The 24040-nt window shown below is 68.5% G+C and carries 28 protein-coding genes; 19 read left to right on the forward strand and 9 right to left on the reverse strand.

The window, feature by feature from the left end:
- Positions 1-9 precede the first annotated feature (9 nt).
- The 13 genes from LT974_RS11325 to LT974_RS11385 all read left to right on the forward strand — a co-directional run bounded on the left by LT974_RS11325 (position 10) and on the right by LT974_RS11385 (position 11461).
- Positions 10-1032: a nicotinate-nucleotide--dimethylbenzimidazole phosphoribosyltransferase gene (locus LT974_RS11325; RefSeq protein WP_232587759.1), complete on the forward strand. Its 1023-nt coding sequence runs from the start codon at positions 10-12 to the stop codon at positions 1030-1032.
- On the forward strand, positions 1029-2327 hold the full coding sequence (locus LT974_RS11330; RefSeq protein ID WP_232587760.1) for a cobyrinic acid a,c-diamide synthase: 1299 nt from the start codon (positions 1029-1031) through the stop codon (positions 2325-2327). Before LT974_RS11325 ends, LT974_RS11330 begins: the two co-directional genes overlap by 4 nt.
- On the forward strand, positions 2324-3019 hold the full coding sequence (locus LT974_RS11335) for a cob(I)yrinic acid a,c-diamide adenosyltransferase (RefSeq protein ID WP_232587761.1): 696 nt from the start codon (positions 2324-2326) through the stop codon (positions 3017-3019). The genes LT974_RS11330 and LT974_RS11335 overlap by 4 nt, the downstream gene beginning before the upstream one ends.
- The gene (locus LT974_RS11340) at positions 3019-4572 is read left to right on the forward strand and encodes a cobyric acid synthase (protein ID WP_232587762.1); all 1554 of its coding nucleotides are present in this window, start codon (positions 3019-3021) and stop codon (positions 4570-4572) included. Before LT974_RS11335 ends, LT974_RS11340 begins: the two co-directional genes overlap by 1 nt.
- Before the next feature lie 142 nt (positions 4573-4714).
- Complete coding sequence (gene cbiB, locus LT974_RS11345; RefSeq protein WP_232587763.1) at positions 4715-5620, forward strand: adenosylcobinamide-phosphate synthase CbiB; 906 nt, start codon at positions 4715-4717, stop codon at positions 5618-5620.
- Entirely contained in the window at positions 5611-6360 is a 750-nt protein-coding gene (gene cobS, locus LT974_RS11350) for an adenosylcobinamide-GDP ribazoletransferase (RefSeq protein ID WP_232587764.1), read from the forward strand. Before cbiB ends, cobS begins: the two co-directional genes overlap by 10 nt.
- Positions 6360-6938: an NTP transferase domain-containing protein gene (locus LT974_RS11355; protein WP_232590254.1), complete on the forward strand. Its 579-nt coding sequence runs from the start codon at positions 6360-6362 to the stop codon at positions 6936-6938. Before cobS ends, LT974_RS11355 begins: the two co-directional genes overlap by 1 nt.
- A complete protein-coding gene (gene cobD / locus LT974_RS11360; RefSeq protein WP_232587765.1) occupies positions 6928-7938 on the forward strand; it encodes a threonine-phosphate decarboxylase CobD in 1011 nt (336 codons plus the stop codon). The genes LT974_RS11355 and cobD overlap by 11 nt, the downstream gene beginning before the upstream one ends.
- Positions 7931-8641 (forward strand): adenosylcobinamide amidohydrolase, encoded by a 711-nt coding sequence (locus LT974_RS11365; protein ID WP_232587766.1) that lies wholly within the window; start codon positions 7931-7933, stop codon positions 8639-8641. Before cobD ends, LT974_RS11365 begins: the two co-directional genes overlap by 8 nt.
- A gap of 95 nt (positions 8642-8736) precedes the next feature.
- Positions 8737-8907 (forward strand): DUF7838 family putative zinc beta-ribbon protein, encoded by a 171-nt coding sequence (locus LT974_RS11370; RefSeq protein WP_232587767.1) that lies wholly within the window; start codon positions 8737-8739, stop codon positions 8905-8907.
- Between the two features lie 749 nt (positions 8908-9656).
- Entirely contained in the window at positions 9657-10031 is a 375-nt protein-coding gene (locus tag LT974_RS11375) for a DUF5805 domain-containing protein (RefSeq protein WP_232587768.1), read from the forward strand.
- A 2-nt stretch (positions 10032-10033) separates the two neighbouring features.
- Positions 10034-11092, forward strand: a complete 1059-nt coding sequence (locus LT974_RS11380; protein WP_232587769.1) for a tyrosine-type recombinase/integrase — start codon at positions 10034-10036, stop codon at positions 11090-11092.
- Between the two features lie 105 nt (positions 11093-11197).
- Complete coding sequence (locus LT974_RS11385) at positions 11198-11461, forward strand: MarR family transcriptional regulator (protein ID WP_232587770.1); 264 nt, start codon at positions 11198-11200, stop codon at positions 11459-11461.
- Here LT974_RS11385 and LT974_RS11390 read toward each other — a convergent pair.
- From LT974_RS11390 to LT974_RS11420, 7 genes are all read right to left on the reverse strand, one after another.
- Positions 11458-11883 carry a CopG family ribbon-helix-helix protein gene (locus LT974_RS11390; protein WP_230889157.1) on the reverse strand — a complete coding sequence of 142 codons (426 nt, stop codon included), beginning with the start codon at positions 11881-11883 and terminating at the stop codon, positions 11458-11460. The two genes, LT974_RS11385 and LT974_RS11390, sit on opposite strands and share 4 nt — an antisense overlap.
- 64 nt (positions 11884-11947) lie before the next feature.
- Positions 11948-13369 (reverse strand): aminomethyl-transferring glycine dehydrogenase subunit GcvPB, encoded by a 1422-nt coding sequence (gene gcvPB / locus LT974_RS11395; protein ID WP_232587771.1) that lies wholly within the window; start codon positions 13367-13369, stop codon positions 11948-11950.
- The gene (gene gcvPA / locus LT974_RS11400; protein WP_232587772.1) at positions 13369-14703 is read right to left on the reverse strand and encodes an aminomethyl-transferring glycine dehydrogenase subunit GcvPA; all 1335 of its coding nucleotides are present in this window, start codon (positions 14701-14703) and stop codon (positions 13369-13371) included. Before gcvPA ends, gcvPB begins: the two co-directional genes overlap by 1 nt.
- Before the next feature lie 188 nt (positions 14704-14891).
- Positions 14892-15170: a hypothetical protein gene (locus tag LT974_RS11405; RefSeq protein WP_232587773.1), complete on the reverse strand. Its 279-nt coding sequence runs from the start codon at positions 15168-15170 to the stop codon at positions 14892-14894.
- A 271-nt stretch (positions 15171-15441) separates the two neighbouring features.
- Positions 15442-15816, reverse strand: a complete 375-nt coding sequence (gene gcvH, locus LT974_RS11410; RefSeq protein ID WP_232587774.1) for a glycine cleavage system protein GcvH — start codon at positions 15814-15816, stop codon at positions 15442-15444.
- The gene (gcvT, locus tag LT974_RS11415; RefSeq protein WP_232587775.1) at positions 15813-16907 is read right to left on the reverse strand and encodes a glycine cleavage system aminomethyltransferase GcvT; all 1095 of its coding nucleotides are present in this window, start codon (positions 16905-16907) and stop codon (positions 15813-15815) included. Before gcvT ends, gcvH begins: the two co-directional genes overlap by 4 nt.
- Before the next feature lie 44 nt (positions 16908-16951).
- Positions 16952-17119: a hypothetical protein gene (locus tag LT974_RS11420; RefSeq protein ID WP_232587776.1), complete on the reverse strand. Its 168-nt coding sequence runs from the start codon at positions 17117-17119 to the stop codon at positions 16952-16954.
- A gap of 62 nt (positions 17120-17181) precedes the next feature.
- On the opposite strand from LT974_RS11420, the gene LT974_RS11425 reads away from it, so the two are divergent.
- On the forward strand, positions 17182-17553 hold the full coding sequence (locus LT974_RS11425) for a hypothetical protein (RefSeq protein ID WP_232587777.1): 372 nt from the start codon (positions 17182-17184) through the stop codon (positions 17551-17553).
- Between the two features lie 3 nt (positions 17554-17556).
- Here LT974_RS11425 and LT974_RS11430 read toward each other — a convergent pair whose 3' ends face one another.
- Positions 17557-17703 carry a hypothetical protein gene (locus LT974_RS11430; protein ID WP_232587778.1) on the reverse strand — a complete coding sequence of 49 codons (147 nt, stop codon included), beginning with the start codon at positions 17701-17703 and terminating at the stop codon, positions 17557-17559.
- Between the two features lie 128 nt (positions 17704-17831).
- Between LT974_RS11430 and LT974_RS11435 the strand changes: the two genes are divergently transcribed.
- The 5 genes from LT974_RS11435 to hmgB all read left to right on the forward strand — a co-directional run bounded on the left by LT974_RS11435 (position 17832) and on the right by hmgB (position 23297).
- Positions 17832-18281 (forward strand): NYN domain-containing protein, encoded by a 450-nt coding sequence (locus LT974_RS11435; RefSeq protein WP_232587779.1) that lies wholly within the window; start codon positions 17832-17834, stop codon positions 18279-18281.
- Between the two features lie 39 nt (positions 18282-18320).
- Positions 18321-19166 carry a TatD family hydrolase gene (locus LT974_RS11440; RefSeq protein WP_232587780.1) on the forward strand — a complete coding sequence of 282 codons (846 nt, stop codon included), beginning with the start codon at positions 18321-18323 and terminating at the stop codon, positions 19164-19166.
- A 101-nt stretch (positions 19167-19267) separates the two neighbouring features.
- The gene (locus tag LT974_RS11445; protein ID WP_232587781.1) at positions 19268-19846 is read left to right on the forward strand and encodes a DUF2150 family protein; all 579 of its coding nucleotides are present in this window, start codon (positions 19268-19270) and stop codon (positions 19844-19846) included.
- A gap of 90 nt (positions 19847-19936) precedes the next feature.
- Positions 19937-21886, forward strand: coding sequence for a hypothetical protein (locus LT974_RS11450; protein ID WP_232587782.1), 1950 nt, complete (start codon positions 19937-19939; stop codon positions 21884-21886).
- A gap of 73 nt (positions 21887-21959) precedes the next feature.
- Entirely contained in the window at positions 21960-23297 is a 1338-nt protein-coding gene (hmgB, locus tag LT974_RS11455; protein ID WP_232587783.1) for a hydroxymethylglutaryl-CoA synthase, read from the forward strand.
- 29 nt (positions 23298-23326) lie between these two features.
- Here hmgB and LT974_RS11460 read toward each other — a convergent pair whose 3' ends face one another.
- Positions 23327-24034 carry a helix-turn-helix domain-containing protein gene (locus LT974_RS11460; RefSeq protein ID WP_232587784.1) on the reverse strand — a complete coding sequence of 236 codons (708 nt, stop codon included), beginning with the start codon at positions 24032-24034 and terminating at the stop codon, positions 23327-23329.
- Positions 24035-24040: the final 6 nt, after the last annotated feature.

Raw genomic sequence — 24040 nt, forward strand, 5'->3', positions numbered from 1 at the left:
TCGGGGAACGTGACTGACACGCCCGAGACGCTGTTCGCGCTCGTGGCCGGTGCCACCGAGACGGCGACCATCGACGGCATCAGCGCCGCCGGCGCGGACCCCACACTGATGGCGCACACGCCCAGCGCGGACGGCGAAATTCTCGCGTACGGCCGGCCCGTGCGAGCACCGGTCGTCCCCGTCAGCCCCTCCGGCTGCCCGACGCCCGCGGTCGTCACGCGCGCCGTCCGCGAGCGCGTGGACTTCGAGAGCATCGTTGTCGACGCCGGCCTCGCGGAACCGACTGGCGCGCCCACCGTCGACGTCGGTGCGGCGCGCGGTGGCGACGCACGCGACCCCGAACCCGTCCCCGACGCTGGCTCGATATTCGCGGACGCGCGGCGCTTCGGCGGTGACCTCCCCACGGAACGCCTCGCGCTCGCGGAGACGATTCCCGGCGGCACCACCACCGCGATGGGCGTCCTCGCCGCGCTCGGCGAACGCCGCGCGGTCTCTTCGTCGCTCCCCGAGAACCCCCTCGAACTCAAACGCGAGGTTGTCGACGCGGGCCTCGATGCCAGCGGCCTCGCCCGCGGCGACCTCGCCGGCCAGCCCACGGAGGCCGTCCGGCAGATGGGCGACCCCGTGCTCGCCGCCGTCGCCGGCCTCGCGGTCGGCGCGCTCGAAGCCGACACCGAGGTCGTGCTCGCGGGCGGCACCCAACTCGCCACCGCGGGCGCGCTCGTCCGGCACGCCGGCCTCACGGCCGACCTCGAACTCGCGACCACGTCGTTCGTCGCAAGCGACGACTCCGCGGACGTCCGCGCGCTCGCCGCCGACAACGACCTCGCGCTCACCGTCACCGACCCCGGCTTCGAGCGACGCGACGGCCACCCCGCGATGGCCGCGTACCTCGCCGGCGAAGCCAAAGAGGGCGTCGGGATGGGCGGCGCGCTCGCACTCGCCGACGAGGCGGGTGTCGGAATGGACTCGATTCGGGACGCAATCGCGGCGGTCTACGACCGCGTCACTGAGCGGGAGGCCGCGCCGTGAGGGGCGTCGTCCTCGGCGGCACGGCCTCCGGCGTCGGGAAGACCGTCGCGACGCTGGCGACCCTGCGCGCGCTCGAAACCGCGCGCTACGACCCGCAGCCAGCGAAGGCGGGTCCAGACTTCATCGACCCGAGCCACCACGAGCCAGTCGCGGGCAAGCCCTCGCGCTCGCTGGACCCGTGGCTCTCCGGCGACGAGGGCGTGCGCCGGAACTACTACCGCGGCGACGGCGGCGTCTGCGTCGTCGAGGGGATGATGGGGCTGTACGACGGCAGCGTCGCCAGTACCGCGAACGTCGCCGAGGTCCTCGACCTCCCGGTCGTGTTGGTCGTGGACGCGAGCGCGGGGATGCAGAGCGTCGGCGCGACCGCGCTCGGCTTCCGCGAGTACGCTGCCGAAGCCGGCTACGACGTGGACGTGGTCGGCGTGCTCGCCCAGCGCGCGCACGGCGGCCGCCACGCCGAGGGCATCCGGGACGCGCTCCCAGAGGACCTCGCGTACCTCGGCCGCATTCCGCCGACGGAGAACCTGGACATCCCGGACCGCCACCTCGGCCTCCACATGGGCGACGAAGCGCCCGTCGAGCTGAAGGCCGTCGACGCGGCCGCCGAACACGTCGATGCCGAACAGATTGCCGAACTCGCGCGCGAACCGCCGCGACCCGAGCCCGCGGAGTCGAAGCCCGCGACCGGCAAGCGCGTCGCCGTTGCGTCCGACGCAGCGTTCTGTTTCGAGTACCCGGCGACCCGGGAGCGCCTGCGCGAGCGCGCCGACGTGGTGCCGTTCTCGCCGGTCGCGGGCGACGACCTGCCCGAGTGCGACGGCGTCTACCTACCCGGCGGCTACCCAGAACTCCACGCGAACGCGCTCGCAGACTCGCCCGCGCTCGACGCGCTCTCTGAACGGGCGGCGGACGGCCTGCCCGTGCTCGGCGAGTGCGGCGGCCTGATGGCGCTCGCGGAGTCGCTGACGACGACGGACGGCGAGACGTACGGGATGGCGGGCGTGCTCCCCGCGGACGTGACGATGCAGGAGCGCTACCAGGCGCTCGACCACGTGGAACTGCGGGCTCGCGGCGACGCGCTCACCGCGAGCGCGGGCGAGACGCTACGTGGTCACGAGTTCCACTACTCCGAAGCAGCAGTTGCGAGTGACGCGCGGTTCGCGTTCGACGTCGAGCGCGGGACGGGCATCACCGACGAGCGGGACGGACTGACCGAGTATCAGACGCTGGGCACGTACGCGCACGTCCACGCCGACAGCGGCGCGTTCGACGCATTCATCGAGAACCTATGACCGACGAACCAGATGCGACCGACGAGCAGGCCGACCAGCACGCCCGAACACCCGGTAAGGGGCGGACGCCGACCGCGCGCGACATCACGCCGAGCGCGCCCGAGGAGTTCGGCCTCGTGCAGGTCTGGTGGGGCGACGGCAAGGGCAAGACCACCGCGGCGCTCGGGATGGGGTTCCGGGCGGCCGGCCACGGTCACCGCGTCCACCTCCTCCAGTTCATGAAGGGCGGCACCGCCAGCGTCGAGGACGTCCGCGGCGAGTACAACGCCATCGCCGAGATGCCGGGGTTCACGTACGAGAACTCCGGGCACTACGGCTGGCACGGCTTCCTCGACGGCAGCGACGACGACGAACACGGCGCTCGCGCACGAGGCGGGCTCGCTCGCGCCCGCGAACTCGTCGACGCCGCCCGCGACGCCGACGGCGAACTCCCGCTCGACGCGCCGGCCGACGATGGCGTCCACATGCTGATTCTGGACGAACTCCTGTACGCCGCGAACCGCGGACTCGTCGACCCCGAGGACGTGGTTTCGCTCGTCGAGGACAAACCCGCGAACCTCGAACTCGTGCTCACGGGCGGGCACGACGAACCCGCGTACGCCACCGAGCGCGCGGACCTCGTGACCGAAGTCCGCAAGCAGACCCACCCAATCGACGCGGGCCAGCGCGCCCGCAAGGGCACCGAGTACTGATGGCCGACTGCCGCACGCTGCTCGTCGCGGGGACGGCCTCCCACGTCGGCAAGAGCACCGTCGCCGCCGGGCTCTGCCGCCACCTCGCCGACGCGGGCGTGTCGGTCGCACCGTTCAAGGCCCAGAACATGAGCAACAACGCGCGCGCCGTCCCCGCTTCGGAGGGCACACCCGAGGCCGCGTGGGGCGAAATCGGCGTCTCGCAGTACGTGCAGGCGCGAGCCGCTCGCGTTCCCGCAAACACTGACCACAACCCTGTCCTCCTGAAGCCGCGCGGGGACGCCGAGAGCCAGCTCGTCCTCGACGGGCAAGCCGTCGGCCACTACGCCGCCGGCGACTACTACGACGAGCACTGGGACGAGGCCCGGGAGACCGCAGAAGCAGCCCACGAACGTCTCGCTGCTGAGCACGACATCATCGTCGCGGAGGGCGCGGGCAGCATCGCGGAGGTCAATCTCCACGACCGCGACCTCGCGAACGTCGAAACCGCGCGGTTCGCGGACCGCGTCGCGCCGCAGGCGCGACGAAATGGCCGAGCGGCGGAGCCGGGAGGCGCGGACGTGCTCGTCGTCGTGGACATCGAGCGCGGCGGCGCGTTCGCCAGCCTCTACGGCACGCTCGAACTGCTCCCCGAGGACGTCCGCGAGCGCGTCGTCGGCGCAGTCATCACGAAGTTCCGCGGCGACCCAGCGCTCCTCGACGCTGGCATCGAAGAAATCGAGGAACGGACCGGCGTCCCAATCTTGGGCGTGCTCCCGTACGACGACCCCGGGCTCCCCGAGGAAGACAGTCTCTCGCTCCCCGACAGCGACGAGCGCGCACTGTTGGGTGACGACGAGATTCTCGACGAACACGCCGTCACGGTTGCGGTCCCGCGGCTGCCCCGCATCTCGAACTTCACGGACCTCGAACCGCTCGCGCGCGTCCCCGGCGTCCGCGTCGCGTACGTGCCGTCCGAAACCGGGCTCGACGACGCGGACGCGGTCGTGCTCCCGGGCACGAAGAACACCGTCGACGACCTCCGCGACCTCCGCACAGCCGGGTTCGGCGACGCGCTCGCGCGCTTCGACGGTCCCGTCGTCGGGCTCTGTGGCGGCTACCAGTTGCTCGGCGAGCGCATCGTGAACGCCGGCGTCGAGTCCACCGACGACCTCGATGCTGTCGAGGGGTTCGGGCTGCTCCCCGTCGAGACGACGTTCCGCGAGGACAAGCGCGTGGAAGCAGTCACCCACGAACTGGACGGCGCGGGCCCGCTCGCGGGCGCGACGGGCGAGGTGTCGGGCTACGAGATTCATATGGGCCGGACCGAGGTCCCCGAGTCGCTGCCGAATCCGGTCGGGGCGACGAGCGCCGCGACCGAGCGCGTGCTCGGCACCTACCTCCACGGGCTCTTCAAGAACGAAAACGCGCGAGAGGCGTTCGTAGACGCGGTCTACGAACACGCGGGCCGGGAGCGCCCGGACGCAGCCAGCGACCAGCAGTCGCCGTACGACGCGGCCGCCGACCTCGTGCGGGAGCACGTCGACCTCGACGCGCTGGACCTCCCGCCGTAGTGCCCACCGAGCAATTCAAGTCCACTTGCAGTAAGTAAAGCACAGTGCCAACGACGTTCGACCGCTTCGGGACGCTGATCGCCGCCGAGCGCCCCGACGAAACGCTGCCCGGTTCGATTCCGTCGGAACTGGAGGGCGTAGCGTGGCGCTGACTGCAGTTGCAGCAGTCGCGCTCGCGTTCGTGCTCGAAGTCGTGCTGGCGGAGCCACCCGCGAGCGTCCACCCCGTCGCGTGGCTCGGGCGCACAGTCGCGCCATTCGACCGCGAGTGGGCGCACCCCAAAGTTGTCGGCGCGCTCGTCGCCCTCGTCATCCCGCTGGTGGCCGCCGCTCTCGTCGCCTCGTTGGTCGCGTTGGCGGGGCGCGTCGACCGGCTTCTCGCCGCCGCCATCGCCGGACTCGCGCTGTTCACGACGACCAGTCTGCGGATGCTGCTGGGGGAAGCCCGTGCGGTCGTCGCGGCCACCGATGGCGACCTCGACGCCGCGCGCGAACGCCTCGAGTCGCTGGCCGGGCGGGACGCGAGCGACCTCTCCGCGGGCGAGGTGCGGAGCGCGGCTGTCGAGAGCGCCGCGGAGAATCTCGCGGACGGCCTCGTCGCGCCGCTGCTCGCGTTCGCGGTCGGTGCACTCGTCTCGCTGCCGGTCGCGGCGGGCGCGGCGGCGTGGGTGAAAGGCGTGAACACGCTCGACTCGATGCTCGGCTACCGCTCGAAGCCCGTCGGGACCGCGAGCGCGCGCCTCGACGACGCCGTGATGTGGCTGCCCGCGCGCCTGAGCGCGGTGCTCGTCGCGGTTGCTGGACTGGACCTGAGTGCGCTGACTCGCGCCAGCGAGCACGCCGACGCGCCGCCGTCGCCGAACTCCGGGTGGCCGATGGCGACGCTCGCCGCGGTGCTCGGCGTCCGCCTCGCGAAGCCGGGCGTCTACGACCTGCCGCTCGGCGAAGAGTTCCCGACTGTCGCGGAGAGCGAGCGCGGCGTCCGCGTCGTCGGCGTCGCTGGCGCGCTCTCGTACGCGCTCGCCGCGGGGGTGGTTGCGTGGTCGTGACCGCGCTCCGCGGCGCGCTCGGATTCCTGACGCGGCTCCGCGTCGGCCACAGCGAGCACGCGTGGGCGGCGTTCCGCGAATCTCCGTGGGCGTTCCCGCTGGCCGGCTACGTTGTCGGCGCGTTGCTCGCGGTCCCGTTCGTGTTCGACGTGCTCCCGGCAGGAACCGTCGCGTTCGCGTACCTGGCCGCAATCTTCGTCGTCACGGGCATCAACCACCTCGACGGCGTCGCGGACGTCGGCGACGCGCTCGTCGTCCACGGCGACAGCGGGGAGCGCACGCGCGTACTCAAGGACACGAAAGTCGGCGTCGGGGCAGTCGCAGCGGTCGCGGTCGCAGTCGCCGCGCTCACGCTCGGCGCGCTCGGCGTTGCGGAGCTGCCGACCCGCGCGGCGATTGCGGTCGTCGTCGCCGCGGAAGTCGGCGCGAAACTCGGGATGGCGACGGTGGCCTGTCTCGGCACCGCCGCGCACGAGGGGCTGGGCTCGCAGTTCACGGAACGCGCGAGCCGCCGCGACTTGCTCTCCGTCGTCCTCGTCGCCGTTCCTGCCGCCGTACTCTCGTGGCCGACGCCGGCAGCGGCGGCCACGCTCGTTGGCGCTTCCCTCGCCGGATTGCTCGTACTCTGGCGACTCCAAGGACTACTCGGCGGCGTGAACGGCGACGTCTTCGGCGCGGTCAACGAGGTCGGCCGCGTCGTCGGCCTCCATCTGGGGGTGGTCGCGTGGACGCTCTGCTGATGTGCGGCGGTCGCGGGACGCGCCTCGATAGCGACGTCGAGAAGCCGCTGTTCGTGATTTCGGGCCGGCCGATGGTCGACTACGTCCGCGACGCGCTCGCCGAGAGCCGGGTCGAAACCACGCACGCCGTCGTCTCACCGCACGCGCCGGAGACACGCGCGCATCTCCGCGGTGAGCTTCCAGTTATCGAGACGGCAGGCGAGGGCTACGTCGCGGACTTGACCACCGCACTCGACGCCGTGGAGACGCCCGTGTTGACCGTCGCCGCGGACCTCCCACTGTTGGACGGCGATGTCGTGAACACCGTACTGGATGCCGCGGACGGCTCGACGAGCGTGCGCGTCCCGTCCGCGCTGAAGGACGCGCTCGGCGCGAGCACTGACGAAGAAGGCGAGTGGGTTCCGACGGGCGTGAACGTCGTCGCGGATGACGAGGATTCGGTGTTCCGGAGCGACGACACACGGCTCGCTGTGAACGTGAACCGCCGGTCGGACGCCGCGCTCGCCGAGCGCCTGCTCGCGCCGCGAACCGACGCACCGAAACCCGGTAGGGGCGTGGAGGGAGACGATGGACCCTGACGCCGTCCGCGACGCCAGCCGCGTGCCACACGGCGGCAGCGACGACCCGGACGTGCTGGACTTCTCCGCGAACGTGAACCCCCGGATGCCGCCGGGCGTGCGCGAGGTGTACGAGGCCGCGCTCGACGACGCCGCCCGCTACCCGAACGACGGCTATCCGGAGTTCCGGGCGGCTGCGGCGGAGTACGTCGACTGTACCGCCGAGCGCGTCGTCCCGACGCCGGGCGGGCTCGCGGGTATCCGGCTCGCCATCGAGACGCGCGTCGAACCCGGCGATAGCGTGCTCGTCCCGTACCCGAGCTTCGGCGAGTACGCGCGCGAAGTCGAACTCCAGGGTGCCGACCCCGCGTTCGTTCCGCACGACGAACTCCTCGACGCGGACCCCAACGAGCACGCGATGGCCGTCGTCTGCAACCCGAACAATCCCACGGGTGACCGCTACGACGTCGACGCACTCCGCGAGTTCGCACGGCGATGCCGAGAATCCGACACGGAACTGCTCGTCGACGAGGCGTTCCTCGGCTTCACCGAAGCAGCGTCGCTGGCTGGGACGCCGGGCGTCGTCGTCGCGCGCTCGCTCACCAAACTGTTCGGGCTGCCCGGCATCCGCGCGGGCTTCCTCGTGGCGTCCGGTCATCGACTGGACGACCTCCAGACGGCGCGGCGGGCGTGGAACCTCGGCACGCCCGCCGCAGCCGTCGGCGCACACGCGATGCGCCAGCACGAGTTCGTGTTCGAGACCCGCGAGCGCGTCGCCAGCGAGCGTCAGCGAATGTCACAAGAGCTCGCCGATGGCTTCACTGTCCACGATTCGGACGCGCCGTTCCTGCTGCTGGGTGTCGGTGGCCGCGACGTGGACGACCTCCTGGTCGAGACTGAAGCGCGCGGCGTCGCAATCCGGGACGCCACGACGTTCAGCGGGCTCGACAGCCACGTGCGCGTGGCTGTCTGCACCCCCGAGGAGAACGACCGCCTGCTGGCGGTGCTCGGCGATGTTTGACGCGTCGGAGCGGGACGGCGTGCTCGCGCTCGAACGCGAGCGAACACGCTGGCTCTCCACCGGCTGGGACGGCGGGCTCGTCGACGCCGACCGCGCGTTCAACGTCACCGTCCCCGAAGGCTGGAATCCCGACGACCTCGACGCGTACGTCGATGGGCGGCTCGCGGACGCGGGATTCTCCCGGACCAGCGACGACCCGGTGTTGCTCACGGGCGTCGCGCAGCGCCACGCTCGCGGCGCGCGGTGTGGTCCCGTCGAAGCCGTCGCGACTGTCGGCGTCTCGAACCCGGCGGCGCTCCCGATGGAGCCCGCGGGCGGGACGCTCCCCGAGGAGCCCGAAGTCGTCGCCGGGACGGTGAACGTGTTCGTCGGAACGACGCGCGCGCTCGACGACGCCGCGCTCGCGAACCTCGTCGCCGTCGCCGCCGAAGCGAAGACTGCTACGCTTCTCGATACAGTCGGCTTCCCAGGGACCACGACGGACGCGGTCATCGCGGCCTGCGACCCGACGGGCGATAGTGCGGCGTTCTCCGGGAGTGCCACGCGCGTCGGTGCCGCGGCGCGCGCTTGCGTCCGGGACGCAGTGCGCGCGAGCTACACCAGCCGATACGGCGACGACGAGCCACCGAAATCCGTCGCTGACGCCAGACACGGCGTGCAGACGGACGTCCGGGGCGACGTGTTCGTTCCCGACGATCAGTAGTTTCGTATCTCAGTATAGAGTTTATGAGTTCGATTCGTGGCGTCTCGGTCCCGGAAACCAGTACGTTGAATGGGGTGGCTCGCCGAACGCCGAGTATGGCTCGCGAACTCGACCACGAGTGTCCGAACTGCGGCGAGGAACAGACGTTCTACCGCGCCGCGGCGACCCAGATCCACCTCGGGCAGAAGACGAAGTGGAACTGTCCCGACTGCGGGTACGGGTTCATCCGAATCGACGGCGACATCGACTCCTCGGCCAGCGCCTGACGAGCACCACCGCTTCTAGAGCCCGCTTCTCGACCCGCGAACCCGAGGGTATCACCCGGAGATACCGGTTCGATTCTCCCGTCGTTCGCGTTCCGCATCGTTCTCTTCACGCGCAGGCAGGTGTGACCGGGATCGCTGAGTGAAGCGAGCGCTGCAATCGCCGACCGGCTCGGGCTGCTACGGCGGTCGAAGTCACATCGAGATAGAGTTTACAGTAGGCGATGGAACAGTAACCCCCGCTACCAGCGCGAAGTGCTATTACCCTGCTGTGACGGCCACACGCCGTCAGAACGGGCGACAAGAGTTGAGAGAGGAGAAGTAGGTCAGGAACTCGAGCTGACCGTCGCAGTACCTGCACTCGAGAGCGACTTCGCCCTCCTCGACATGTTTGAACCACTTTGCGGCCTCGTTCTCCGAGACACCCTGTGCCGTGAGGGAGAGGGAATGACCTGTGGGACGGGCGCCGGTGGAGGCGACCACACTGAGGCCTGGTTTAGCGAAGGCTTCCTGGAGAGGTTGCCGTAGCACGGAAGAAGTCGCGCGTGGTGTCCCGGTTCGACGAGCGAAAGGCAGTCGTACCAGGGTCGGATTGTATGGTTCTTGTAGACTGCTTACCGCAGTAACCCTGCTACAAACACCAATACAGGGTGGAACGTGGGCACTCTCCTGGTCCCTATGGTGGGCTTATCTCCCTAATCCGCCCACAGACCCCAAACCGTTATCCACCCACCGCACGACAGTCAGCACAAATGACCGAGGACGTGAAACTCAACGTCGCCGTCCCCGAACACCAGCGTAACGTCTACGACGAGGAGGCCGAACAGATGGGGTTCGCCAGCCGGTCCGCCTACGTCCGAGCGATGGTCAACGCTGGACGGCGGAATTTCGGCCTCGACCCCCAGGGTCCAGGCGGCGAAGACGCCACTCTAGCGGACGTCATCGAGCAGCGTATCGTCACCATCATCGACGACGCCGACGGTGCCAGTCGCGACGCCGTCGTCGAAGAGATCACCGGCGACATCGAGCAGACGGTCACGGATTGCCTCGCTCGCCTCAACGACGCCGGGAAGATCGACTACGACATCCAGCAGGACGGTCTCGTCGTCCGCACGGAGAGTGACTGACCGTGGCCCAGCGCGACACCGCGACTGACTACGACCACGGACCCGTGCAGACGTTCCTCGACGAGATGGAGCTGTACGGCCGGTCTACCAGCACCATCGGGGACTACCGGACGACGCTCCGGCAGCTCCGTGCGTTCCTCACTGCCCACGACACGCCCATCGAGGACGCGACTCGGGGGGACTGCCTCCAGTGGATTCAGTCCCTGCGCGAGGACGACTACGCTCCGGGGTCGATTCGCACGAAGGCCGTCCACGTCAACCGCTTCTACGGGTACATGGTACAGACGGGCGAGTTCGACGAGAATCCGATGGTCGTCGTGATGGAGGAGATGAGCGAACGCGGCGACTCGTCACCGACTCGGCGGCGCATCGCCGTCGAAGAGATGAGGGAGTTCGTCGGCTCGATTCGGAATCCGCTGCACCGCGCCATCGTGCTGGTGCTGGCGAAGACCGGCATCCGCGTCGGGGAGCTGTGCAACCTCGATTTACGAGACGTCAACCTCGCTCACCCCGCGATAGCGGAGTACTACGGCAGCCGGCCGCGAGCAGCCATCAGCGACCGCGAAAACACCCTGTTCGTGACGAGCGACATTAACGTCGACGATACTGTGAACGGCGAGGAGCGCACGGAAGGAAACAAGCGCCACCGCGACACGCGCATCCCCGTCGACGCCGAAGTGGAGCGCGCGATCGTGGAGTGGCTGGCAATCCGTCCGGACGTGGAATCGGCGGCAGAGCCGCTGTTCGTGAACGTTTCCGAGAGCTACGGCGAGCGGCTGACGAGCGAGATGGTGCGGGCGTACGTCACCGGCTTAGCACGGGAGAACGGCTGGTACACGACGGGAGCGGGCGTCGAGGAGAACGTCACGCCGCACTACTTTCGACACTTTTTCACGACAGAGATGCGCCAACGGACGGACGACGGCTACCTCGTGAAGTACCTTCGCGGCGACGTTGGCGACGTGATGGACCGGTACACCCACAACTGGCAGCAGCTGGTCGCCGAGCCCTACACTCAGTCCGTGTACCACCTGACCACTCGTCGGAGACGCAGCTCGTAAACTTCATATCGCTATATCAAAATCCGTCGGTCGGCGGCCGTTTCTGGGAGGAGCCAAACACCTAACTATCCGCCCGTCGTCCCCGAACGTGTATGGCAGAGACCAGTGGTCGTTTTTGCCGACGGTAACGACGCACCGACACCCGACCGGGACAGCTTAGCCGACCTGCCGCCGAGCGCGAAACTCGTGTTCAAGGTTCTGGAGTACGACTCGCCGCTCACGCAGGCGGAGTTGCGCGACCGGACGCGGCTCTCGAAGCGCACGACGCGCCACGGGCTCTCGCTGCTGAAAGAGGCCGACCTCGTCGAGGAGCGCGTCTACATCCCGGACGCGAGAAAACGCATCTACGAGCCGCGGGTGGTCGACTAGCGCTCGGACAGCGGTGTGAAGCCGTCGACGGGAATCACCGAGTAGTCCACCGTGATCGTGTCCTTCGTGGCGCGCACGCGCCCCACGAACTCCGAGATTTCGTCGAGTTTACCTTCGAGGATGAACAGCTCCATGCAGTAGTGGTCGCCGACGTGGTTGTGGACGTTGCTCGTCACGAGGCCCTCGTACTCGTGGCGGAGGTTCATCATGCGCTCCTCGACGGTGGAGTTCTCGTAGCTGAACAGGACGGTGACGACGCCGATGAGCGGGCGGTCCTCCAGTTGTTTGTCCTCGAACTCGCCGAGGAGGTTGCGCGCGGCCTCCCGGACGACCTCGCTGCGGCCGGTGTAGCCGTGGTCCTCGGAGAACTCGTCGAGTCGTTCGAGGAGTTCGTCGGGCATCGAAACGCTGACGACGGTCATGTATTAATCGAGGCGGGTTCGAGTAATAAGGATTGGCTAAATATGCGCGCTCAGAAGACCCGGGTTAGTCGAGGTCGCGCCACGATAGCCGCGGGTTCCGGGCGGCGCTCGTCTGGTCGATGCGCCGAGCCGTAGTCCGGTTGGGCGCGCTCTCGAGCGTCTCCGTATCGTCGGCAGCGACAGCGTTGAACGCGTCGGCGAGGTCGTCGAGGTTGTCCATCGTCTCGACCTCCGTGGGTTCGGTCATCAGCGCTTCGTCGACGAGTTCGGGCCAGTTCGTCGTCGGCGGGTGGACGCCGTAGTCGAGCATGCGCTTGGCGACATCGGCGGCGTCCTGGTCGCCAGCGCTCGCGACGAACTCGTGGTGGAACGGGCCGAGGGGGACGTCGTAGTCCACCTGCTCGGCGAGGTAGTTGGCGTTCAGTACGGCTTTCGCGGATGCGTCGCTGAGGCCGTCGTCGCCGAGGCGGTCGATGTACGCGAACGCCTTAATCAGGACGAGCCAGTTCCCGGCGAAGCCGTGGACCTTCCCGACGGAGTGCGCGGGCGTGTAGCGCTCGTACTTCCCGCCCTCAGTTTGTCGGATATGCGGTTCGGGGAGGAATTCGGCGACCTCCTCGGTGACGCCGACCGGTCCTGCGCCCGGGCCACCGCCGCCGTGGGGCGTCGCGAACGTCTTGTGGACGTTGAAGTGCATGATGTCGAAGCCCATATCGCCGGGGCGAGCGCGGCCGAGCAGGGCGTTGAGATTCGCGCCGTCGTAGTAGAGCAGGCCGCCCGCGTCGTGGACCATGTCCGCGATTCGCTCGATGTCGCGCTCGAAGAGCCCGAGCGTGTTCGGGTTCGTGAGCATCAGTGCGGCCGTGTTCTCGCCGAGCGCGGCGTCGAGGGCGTCGAGGTCGACGCGGCCGTCGTCGCCCGAGGGGAGTTCGACGACGTCGTAGCCGCCCAGCGCCGCCGAGGCGAAGTTCGTGCCGTGCGCGGAGTCCGGAATGAGCACTTCGTCGCGGTGGCCATCGTCGTTGGCCTCGTGGTAGGCGTCCGCGAGCAGGATGCCCGCGAACTCGCCCGCAGCGCCCGCGGGCGGCTGGAGCGTGACGGCGTCCATGCCGCCGATGCGCCCGAGGTAGTCCTGGAGGTCGTACTGGAGTTCGAGCGTTCCCTGGACGCTCTCGGCGGAGCGGTCCGGATGGACGCTCGCGGCGTCGAGCGCGGCGACGTCCTCCGTGAACCGGGGGTTGTACTTCATCGTGCACGAGCCCAGCGGGTACGGGCCGGAATCGACGCCGTAGTTTTGCTGGCTGAGCCGGACGTAGTGGCGCGCGAGCTCGGGTTCGGCGAGGCTCGGCAGTTCGAGTTCGTCCCGCGTCAGCTCGTCGGGCAGCGACGACTCGACTTCCGTGGTCGTCTCGTCTTTCTCGGCGAGCAGCGGCTCGTACTGGTCGTCGGCGGCCTGCTCGTAGGCGGCCTGGTCGTAATGCTCCATCAGTGGGTCACCTCCTCGACCGCGGCGACGAGGCGGTCGACGGCGTGCTCGTTGGCGTCCGTGACGCAGACCTGCAGCCGGTGGTCACCGACGGCGTGGACGGCGAACCCGTCTGCTTCGAGGTCGCTGGCGATGGCGGGCGCGGGCTGGTCGGTGTGCGCGAGGAACTCCCGGAAGTGGTGGCGGTCGTGGACGGGCGCGCGGACGCCCGTGATGTCGTCGATGTCGGCCGCGAGGTCGCGCGGCAGTTCGACCATGCGCTCGGCGAGGTTCACGAGCCCCTCGGAGCCCAGCGACGCGGCGTGGATGGCGGCACGGAGCGCGACCCACGCCTGATTCGTGCAGATGTTCGATGTCGCGCGCTCCTTGCGGATGTGCTGTTCGCGCGTCTGGAGCGTGAGCGTGTACGCGCGATTGTCGTCCGCATCTTCACTTGCGCCGACGAGTCGCCCCGGGACCTGCCGGAGGAAGTCCTCGCGGCACGCGAACACGCCCAGGCCCATCCCGTAGCTCGTGGGGAGGCCGAGGACGCTGGCGTCGCCGACGACGACGTCCGCGCCGACGTCGACGGGCCGCTGGAGGAGCGAGAGCGCGACCGGGTCGGAGCCGAGGCAGAACAGCGCGTCGTGGTCGTCCGCGAGGTCGCCGACAGCGTCGAGGTGCTCCTCGACCGCGCCGGTCGTCGTGGGGTTCTCCGCGTACACCATCACGACGTCGTCGGCGATGGCGTCGGCGAGCGCGTCGGTGTCGACGTTCCCGGCGTCAGTGCCGTAGCGTTCGACGACGACCTCCGCGCCGTTCGTGTAGTTTTCGAGGACGCTGACGTGGCCGTTGCGGACGTACTCGGGGACGAGCACACGGTCGCCGTCCGCGGCGCGCACGCGCTTGGCGAGCAGTGCGGCCTCCGCGAGCGCGGTCGCCTCGTCGTACATCGAACAGTTCGCGACGCCCAGCCCCGTGAGTTCGACGAGCATCGACTGGTACTCGAAGAGCGCTTGCAGGAACCCCTGCGTGACTTCGGGCTGGTACTGCGTGTACGAGGTCAAAAACTCCGAGCGCTGGGCGAGGTGGTCGACCAGCGACGGCACGTAGTGCTCGTAGTGGCCGCGCCCGAGGAACTCCGTCAAGTCGTCGTTGCGCCGCAGACGCTTTTTCGCCTCCACGACGGCTTCCTGCTCGGACTTGGCGTCGATGCCGAACTCGTCGTCGAAGCGCACCGAGTCGGGGATGTCGAACAGGGCTTCGACGTCGTCGACGCCGACGGCGTCCAGCATCGCTTCGGTCTCGGCGTCCGTGTGTGGCGCGTACGGGCTGCCGCTCTCACGCCCGCTCATAGTCGTCCTCCCGGCGACGGACTGCCATCGAATCCAGACATACGCGGGAGTTGCGCAGCGGCCACCAAGATACCCCCGGTTCCGGAACACCACCGACCGGAAAAGTATGCACGGATGTGGTGCGATAGGCGATAAAGAGCGTCTAAATAGTCACGAATAGGGTGGTCGAGCGGCAAGCGTTGCGAGCCTCAATCCTCGCGAAGCACCTCCGCGATGGCTTCGAGGTCCGCCTTCCGGAACGCTCCACCCGCGCTCTCGGGGTCCGCCTCGTCGGCAAGCCCGACGCGCGCCCGGATTTCCGCGCGCATCACGGACTTCGACGGGAGACTCCCCTTCTTGACGTCGTACCCCAGCGCCCCGCAGATGGCCGCCAGCGCCTCCTTGGTGAAGCCGGTAGACTCGACGCGCGTGTACCGCCCGACGGACTCTCGAATCTCGTTGCGCAGGTCGTCGACAGTCGGTGCCATTCGCGAACAGTCGCGCCGGCACGACAAGAACGTTCGGCACGAAACAGCGAGCATCCGTGACCCGAGCGGCGCGAGGCGCGAGGTACGAGCGCCTCGGCCTGCGCGAACGGGGAGCGTAGCGACCCGTGAGCGGGTCGAAGACCCCGGAAGGGTCGCGGTTCACCGAGCGCGAATCGCTCGGGCCGACGAACCCCCGATAGGGGGTGAGGACGGCTTTTAGCGTAGCTTTTGCCAGCGAGAGAGCGAAGCGAACGAGCGCAGCAAAAGGTACCTATGCGATTTGCTCGGCGTACTCGTCGGCGTCCAGCAGGCCGTCGAGCGCCGATTCGTCGAAGTCGAGTTCGACGAGCCAGCCGTCGCCGAAGGGGTCGTCGTTGACGAGTTCGGGCTGGTCTTCGAGGGCGTCGTTGACGTCCGTGACTTCACCCGAGACGGGCGCGTAGATGTCCGAGACGGCTTTGATGGATTCGACGACGCCGAGTTCGTCGTTCCGCTGGAGGTCGTTGCCGACGGCGGGGAGTTCGACGAAGACGACGTCGCCGAGTTCGTCCTGCGCGAAGTCCGAGATGCCGACGCGGCCGGTGTCGGGGTCTATCCATTCGTGCGAGTCGAGGTAGTACAGGTCTTGGGGCACGTCGAAGCTCATGAGTCGATGAAAGGTGTGGGGGTGATGGTTGCTCGTTTGCCGGTGCCGCGGACGACGACCTCGACGCTCGTGCCGTCGTCGGCGTAGTCGGTGTCGACGTAGCCAAGGCCGATGGGCTCGTCGAGTGTCGGGCTCATCGTCCCGCTCGTGACTTCGCCGACAGCGTCGCCGTCCTTCTGGATGTCGTAGCCGTGGCGGGGGACGCCGCGCTCCTCCAGGACGAAGCCGACGAACTCCTCGTCGACGCCAGCCTCTTTCTGGGCGGCGAGGCGGTCGCGACCGACGAACTCGGTGTCGAGGTTGACGACGAAGCCGATGCCAGCCTCGTAGGGCGTGCGCGGGTTCCCCTCGTGGTGGAAGTCCTGTCCGGAGAGTAGGAGGCCGACCTCCAGCCGGAGCGTGTCGCGCGCACCGAGCCCGCAGGGCTGGCAGTCGTTGGCGAACGCGTCCCAGACCGCGCCCGCGCCGTCCGCCGGGAACACGAGTTCGAAGCCGTCCTCGCCCGTGTAGCCGGTGTTGGCGACCCAGCACTCGACGCCCGCGACGTCGGCGTACTCCGCCTCGAAGCGCCCGAGGTCGAGCACCGAGTCGCCGGCGCGCGCCGCGACGAGTTCGGGGGCGTCGGGGCCTTGCACGGCGACCATGCCGTACTCGCCGGTGACGTTGTCGACAGTCGCCGTGAGGTCGTGGTCGTCGCGGTAGTCGGCCCACCGCTCGTACATCTGCTCGTCGTGGCCGGCGTTCGGCACGAACAGGTACTCGGCGTCGTTGCCCTCGGGAAGCCGGTAGACGACGGTGTCGTCGAGCACGACGCCCTCGTCGTCCGTAATCGCCGAATACTGGGCGTTGCCGGGGTCGAGCGCGGCGACGTCGTTGGTCGTGAGCCGTTGCATCAACCGCTCGGCGTCCGGACCGCCGACTTCGATTTCGCCCATATGGGAGACGTCGAAGACGCCGGCCGACTCCCGGACAGCGGCGTGCTCGGTCCGGATGGAGTCGAACTCGACGGGCATCTCCCACCCGCCGAACTCCGTGAACTGCGCGCCGCGGTCGTCGTGGCGACCGTACAGCGGCGGCATTCGGAGTGCCATACTCGTGGCGTCGGCGGCCGGCAAGTAATGTTTTCGTATCCCGGTTAGGCGGGTTCGACGACGATGTCGCCGTCGCGCTTCTTGAAGACGACGAGGTCTCCCTCCTCGACGTCCTCGCCCTGTTCGGCGAACTCCTCGCGGACGGCCTTGATGAGACTGATGCGCCAGCGGTCGGTGACTTTCGTGGTGCCGAGGATGCGGTCGTCGCTCATGGTGGAATCGTCGGCATCGGCACCATTATGCCCTCGTAGCTATTCCGACGATATAGTCACAAATGACTTCGTCGCTGCCGGTGGCGCTCGCCGGTCCGCCCGCCGAGCGCCCGCAACCGAGGGTAACTGTCGCTCACCGTCGCGGCTGCGTGAACACCGGCGACGGGCGTCCGTTTCGATTCGTCGTCCGGTACGTCGTAGACGGCCGGACGAAACTGGTCGTGGACGCCTCGACGGCCGCAGCCGCGGCGCGACGCGGTGCAGCGGTCGTTCGCGCGCACCGGCCGCGTGCCGTCTGGCTGGTAGACGAAACTACCGGGAGCGGGCGCTTTGGGTTCGTCGCGGACGCGTGGCGGATGCTCGCGCGGGCGGCCGACAACGTACGGGCGGCATTCGTCGAGTGGACCGCGAGCGCCGATGGCGTCGGCGCGTGAAACTCACGCGACGTGCGTGCTCTCGCAGGCCGCACACGTCAGCGTCGTCGACCACGACGGCTCGCGGGCGCTCCCGTCAGCGAGGAGGACCGCGCACTCGACGGACAACACGAATCGCGCGTCGTTACCGCAGTTCTGACAGACTACCACATTATCAGCCGGCTGGTGGGTTCTCGACGCCGGCGCGCGGGGTTGGCTCGCTCCCGCACTTGAACGTTCGCGGGCGCTCGCGTGCCGCCTTCCGGCACGCTCTTGTCGGGCCGCCCCCGAACGCGGGTATGCAGCGACTCAGTAGCCTGCTGGACGGGGACGGCGACGCAGCCGTCGCCCTGTTCGTGGACGGGCCGAACGTCCTCCGCGAGGAGTTCGACGTGGACTTGGACGACGTCCGGGAGACGGCAGAAGCCGCCGGCCGGCTGGCCGTGACGCGGCTGTACGTCGACGAGCACGCGACGCCCGAACTGATGCAGGCCGCGGAGGCCCGCGGCTACGACATCCGCGTGACCAGCGGGGACGTGGACGTGAAGCTCGCGGTGGACGCGACCGAACTCGTCGTCGGGGGCAGCGTGGACGTGCTCGCGGTCGCCTCGCGCGACACGGATTTCAAGCCCGTGCTGGAGACCGCGGGGCGGCGCGGCATCCGCACGCTCGCCATCGCACCCGGCGAGCACGGGCGGTCGGACGCGCTCCGGAACGCCGCCGACGACGCGGTCGTGCTCGGCGAGTAGACGAACAGCTTTTCGAGGGCGACGCGCCAACCACGGGCCATGACCGACCTCGGGACGCCCGTACTGGACGACCACCTCCACCTCGACGCCGACAACCGCGGCATCGACGCCGTCGAGGACTTCGTTCACCTCGGCGGAACACACCTGCTCGTCGTGAACAAGCCGTCGTGGCACCACGGTATCGAAGCCGACGAGGGCGCGGACTTCCGGCCTGTCTTCGAGGAGACCATCGACCTCGTCGAGCGAGCCAGCGAGGCCCTGCCGGGCCGGGCGTGGCCCGTGCTCGGCGTCCACCCCGGCCTGATTTCGCGATTGGTTGACGACCGCGGCTTCGCGCCCGAGGAAGCGGGCGAACTGATGCGCGCGGGCATCGACGTCGCGGCGGAGTACGCCAGCGACGGCCACGCGGTCGCACTGAAGTCCGGTCGCCCGCATTACGACGTCAGCGACACAGTGTGGGAGGCCTCGAACGAGGTTATCCGCCACGCCTGCAGGCGCGCCGCCGAGACCGGGGTCGCGCTCCAGCTCCACACCGAAGCGACCGAGGACCTTACGGACGTCGCGGAGTGGGCCGAGGCCGCCGGCCTGCCGCCCGAGCGCGTGGTGAAACACTACGCGGGCGGCGAACTCGACGGCGTCACGAAGAGCGTGATGTGCGACAAAGAGTACCTGGAGACCGCCGTGGAGGTCGGCGAACCGTTCCTGATGGAGACGGATTTCGTGGACGACGCCGACCGCCGGGGCGCAGTAATGGGTCCGAAGACGGTGCCGCGGCGCGTCCGCCGGCTCCAAGAACAGGGCCACGACGACGCCGTCCGGCTCGCGCACGTCGAGACCCCCGAAGCCGTCTACGGCATCGACACTCGCGGGACGCTCGACGAGTAGCACGGAAGCGGTGGGCTCAGGCTGTCACGGACCGTGCGGACGCGTGACTCGCCGCTCCGGTGAAGGAAAGGCCTTTGTCTCGGGCGGCCGGCGTACGGAGTATGAGTGCCCCCGAGGAGGAGTTCTACTCCGAGGAACGCTGGCAGAACTGGCTCGACCGGCTGCGCGACGAGGACATCGACCCGGAGGACGAGGACTCCGCGCGCCTCCTGTTGAACCTCCAGGACGACGTCGCCATCGCGGTCGCGAAAATCCTGAAGGCGTACGACAACGACGCCATCGACGACGAGGAAGCCCTCGAAGAGCTCACCGACATCCGCGAGGTCGTGCTCTCCGAGCCCGACTTCGAGGACGAGGACAAGCTCATGCTCGTCGACGGCGTCCAGACGAGCCTCGTCTGCGTGTTCTACAGCGCCGAGCAGTATATCGCCGACGGCGTCGCCGACGAGACTGACGTCACCGGCTACGTCCAGGCCGCCGTCGAAGCCGAACAGGAAGAGGACCTCGACCGCGCGCTCGGCCTGAGCGCCTGCGCCGGCACGCGCGTCATCGACGGCGACGACCTCGATATGGGCGTCCTCGACGACGTCGAGTACGGCCTCGTCACGGAGTGGGTCAACGGCCTCGACAGCCTCCAGAGCGCGCTCTCGGACCCGGAAGTCATCGAAGACGACGACTGACGACCGCGAGCCAGCCTGCCGCAGGCTACTGTTGGCGACGCCGCAGTAGGCGTCGCGTTTATGCCGCTGCCCGCACGAGTCCACACAACCGTGCGTTTCAGGGACGACAACAGGGCTGTCACGGTCCAGATCGGGGCCGTGTTGCTCTTCGCCACGCTCATCATCGCGCTCTCGCTCTACCAGGCGACAGTCGTCCCCTCGCAGAACGCCGACGTCGAGTACAAGCACAGCCAGACCGTCCAGAACCAGCTGACGGACGTGCGGAACGGACTCCTCCGTTCGGCCGCGACCGGCAACGCACAGCCGGTCTCGGTCACGCTCGGCACCCAGTACCCCTCCCGGGTCTTCCTGATGAACCCGCCGCCAGCGACGGGAACGCTACGGACGGGGAGTTACGACAATAACACGATTCGCGTTTCGAACGTCGACGCGACCAACGAGGAGACCAAAGACTTCCTGGACGGGTCGTGGAACGCGTCCACGAAGTACCTCGAATACGAGCCGAACTACCACGAGTACGACAACGCGCCGGACCTGCTGTACGAATCCTCGATACTTTCGAACTTCTACCCGAACACGAACAACGGTACCGCGATTCCGCTCACCGACCAGGTGGTCGTGGACAACGAGACGCGGACCATCACGCTCGTCACCCTCAACGGCTCGCTGAGCACGACGCGCGCGAGTTCGGTGACCGTGAGCCCGGAAACGCTGAGCGCGCCCTACCAGCGCGTGCAGGTGACGAACAACACCAGCGGTCCGGTGAAGGTCTCCGTGCCGACGCGGCTCTCGGCGAGCCGATTAGAGGACCGAACTGACCTCGGCAGTCATCCCGGCGTCATTAACGTCGTTAATGTGGCTGACGAGGACCGCGTGGTCGTCCAAGTGAACTGGACGGGTCAGTTTATACTCCAGACCGCGCGCGTCGGCGTCGGGAGCGGGACAGAGAATCCACCGGCACATTACCTCACGCTCGTGGAAAACCGCGGCGACCGCGTGACTGTCGAGGCACGAGACCAGTTCAACAACGCGGAGAGCGGCGTGACCGTCAGCGTGAACGGCACGAACCCGTTCTACGAGTCGAGCAAGCAGACCGACGAGAATGGGCAGGCGACCTTCGTGGTCGAGGACAACGGGCGGACTGACGCCACGCTGGAGATTCTGGACGGCGGCGAAGCGCGCGAGCGCGTCGTCCAGCAGACTGGAGGCGGAGGCGGAGGCGGTGGCGGGGGCGGTGGCGGTGGCGGCAGTTCACTGCCGCCGAACACGGTGGCGTTCGACGACGTCGACGGGGACGGAAACTACGAGCCGAGCGACGGCGAACAGTCCTACCGCACGTCTGAGTTCGCCCAACAGGACCTCCCGGGAGTCAACCTCGTCGTGCGCAGAAATGCGGAAGCGTCCTCGTTCGACACGTCGGCGGACCGGATAACCGTCGAATCGGGCGTCAGCTTGGAATCGACGAACGGGCCGGTGACGCTTCGGTCGACATCCGGACCTACGAGCGTCCAAGGAGTCATCGACTCGACGGCGGTGGACGGGAGAGCGATAACTCTGACGGGCCAGAGTGTAGACGCGACGAGCGGAGAACTCTACGCGTCGGGCCCAATCAGCCTCGAGTCTAACACCGGCGACGTTGCCCTGCAGAACGCCCGCCTCGATACGTCTGCGGTGGACGGACAACAGGTCACCATCACGGCGGCGGCCGCCATCGACGTCACCGGTGCGACCGTCCGCTCGACGGACTCGCTGTCGATGACCGCGCAGGGCGGGGAGCTCGTCGCTAGCTCCGCGTCCCTCGACGCGAGCCTCGTGGACGGGATGGACATCTCACTAGAGTCGAACGGCAACATGCGGGTGGACTCCGCCACGCTCCGAATCGGATCCGGCGGCTCCATGAGTGGGGACTTGAATCAGGATGGACGGACGATATTCGTCGACCAAGCGAGGTTCCTCCAAGAGGGCACCGGGACGACCTTCGACTACAGTCCCGACGGAGTGACGAAGGACGGGACGGTGGCCGAGGGGACCGCTCAGTGACACCACAGCTGTTCGACAGCCGTCGAAAACAACCATCGACAAACCCATATGACCGTTTCGCGTAGACGAGGGCATGACTAGCGTCGGCATCGACGCCATCGAAGTGCGAACGGGGCGGCTGAAACTCGACCTCGCGGAGACGTTCGCGCCCGAGCAGGGCGACGACCCCGAGAAGTACACGAAGGGACTGGGCCTGTTCTCGTCGTCGTTCCCGGACGCCTACGAGGACATCGTGACGATGGGTGCGAACGCCGCGCATCGGCTGATGGAGCGCAAGGGCCTCGAACCCGAGGACGTCGGGCGCATCGACGTCGCGACGGAGTCGTCGTTCGACAACTCGAAGCCGGTGTCGACGTACATCGCCGGCTGTCTCGAACAGGTCTACGACGGTGACTTCCACCACGCGAACAAGGGCGAGCGGAAGTTCGCGTGCATCGCGGGCACGCAGAGCCTCGACGACGCGGTGAACTGGATTCTCGCGGGGCGGAACCGCGGGCGCGGCGCGCTCGTCATCGCGACCGACACCGCGCTGTACGCGCGGGACTCCTCCGGCGAGGCGACGCAGGGCGCTGGCGCGGTCGCCATGTACATCACCGAGGACCCGGACCTCGTGGAACTCTCCACGGAGCAGGGATACGGCTCCGCGGACGAGACGGACTTCCTGAAGCCGAACCAGCAGTTCCCGAGCGTGGACGGCAAGCGCTCGGTGCAGGTGTACCTCGCGCGGATGCGCGAAGCGCTGGAGGACTTCGAGCGCGCCGCGGGCGACACCCACCCCGACGACTACGCGTTCATCCCGTTCCACACGCCGTTCCCCGGAATGGTGCGGAAGGCCGCGGTGCTGGGCTACCGGCACATGATTCGCGGGACGGACGTCGAGGACGCGCTCGCCGACGACATCGGCCGGCAGCCGCGCCGCGACGACTTCGACTCCCCCGAGGCGTTCGAGGAGGCCACCCGAGGGTACGTCGACGACCTCAAAGAGACCGACGCGTACCGCGAGTGGTACGGCGAGGCCATCGAGCCCACCCTCGACATCTCCAGTCAGGTCGGGAACTGGTACACGGGCTCGGTCCACATCGCGCGCGTCGGCGCGCTCAAGCGCGCAGCCGAGCAGGGCCGCGACCTCGCCGCGGAGAAGCTCCTCGTGGCGTCGTACGGCTCCGGCGCGCAGGCCGAGATTCACGAGGAGACCGTCCAGCCCGGCTTCGAGGACGAAGTCGCGGCGCTGAACGTCGACGAGCAGGTCGAGCGCCGCTACGACCTCTCCTTTGCGGAGTACGAGCAGATTCACGACCGGCACAACCACGAGAAGTCCGTCGAGCTGGAGCCGTTCACGCGGCCCGACAGCGAGTTCGTCTTCGACGGCTGGGGCCCGATGAACGAGCGCCAGTACACGTACGTCGAGTAGGTAGCGGTCTTCGAGCGCGAGCGCGGACTTTACGCGTGTTCGCGGAGCGCGGCGAGCATCTCCTCGATGTCCATCTCCGTGACCGCCAGCGAGTAGCCGTCGCGCTGGGCGAGCGCGGGCGCGTGCTCCCAGAGGTCGTCCGTGGAGAGGCCGTGGAGGAGCACGGCGTTCGGCGTGGGGTTGACGACGCGCAGCGCGACCAGCGGGCTCTCGCCGCGTGAGACGTTCGTAAAGGAAAGCACGCGGCTCGTGGACTGGCCGTAGAGCCGGTAGAACTCGTCGGCGCGCAGCCGGCGGATGGCTTCGATGGAGTCGATGACGGTGTGGCCGGTGACGGTGTCGCGGTCGCCCTCGACGACTTCGGTGGCGTCGACGGCGTCGTACAGTTCGCCGGCGGGGAGCGCGGTCGGGTACTCCTGGAGGTCGAGGACGACGTCGCTGTCGAAGCCCGCCGAGAGCACGCGGCCGTACTGGCGGATGTGGTCGCCGCCGCGGCGCTCGTCGATGTCCAGCAGCGCCTCGACGACGCGCGTGACGAGCGCGATGCCGGGGCTGGAGCGCCGGCCGCTCTCGTAGTCGGAGACGACAGACGACGAAACGTCGAGCTCGTCTGCGAGGGCGGTCTGGGAGACGTCGAAATCCGTGCGCCACTTCCGGAGCGTGGCTCCAGGGTCGTCGCTGAGCGTGATGTCGCCGGCGATGCGCTCGGCGAGGTCCGCGCGCGGGTCGTCAGTCATGGCCGA

The sequence above is a fragment of the Halobacterium noricense genome (genome assembly GCF_021233435.1).
Lineage (GTDB): Archaea > Halobacteriota > Halobacteria > Halobacteriales > Halobacteriaceae > Halobacterium > Halobacterium noricense.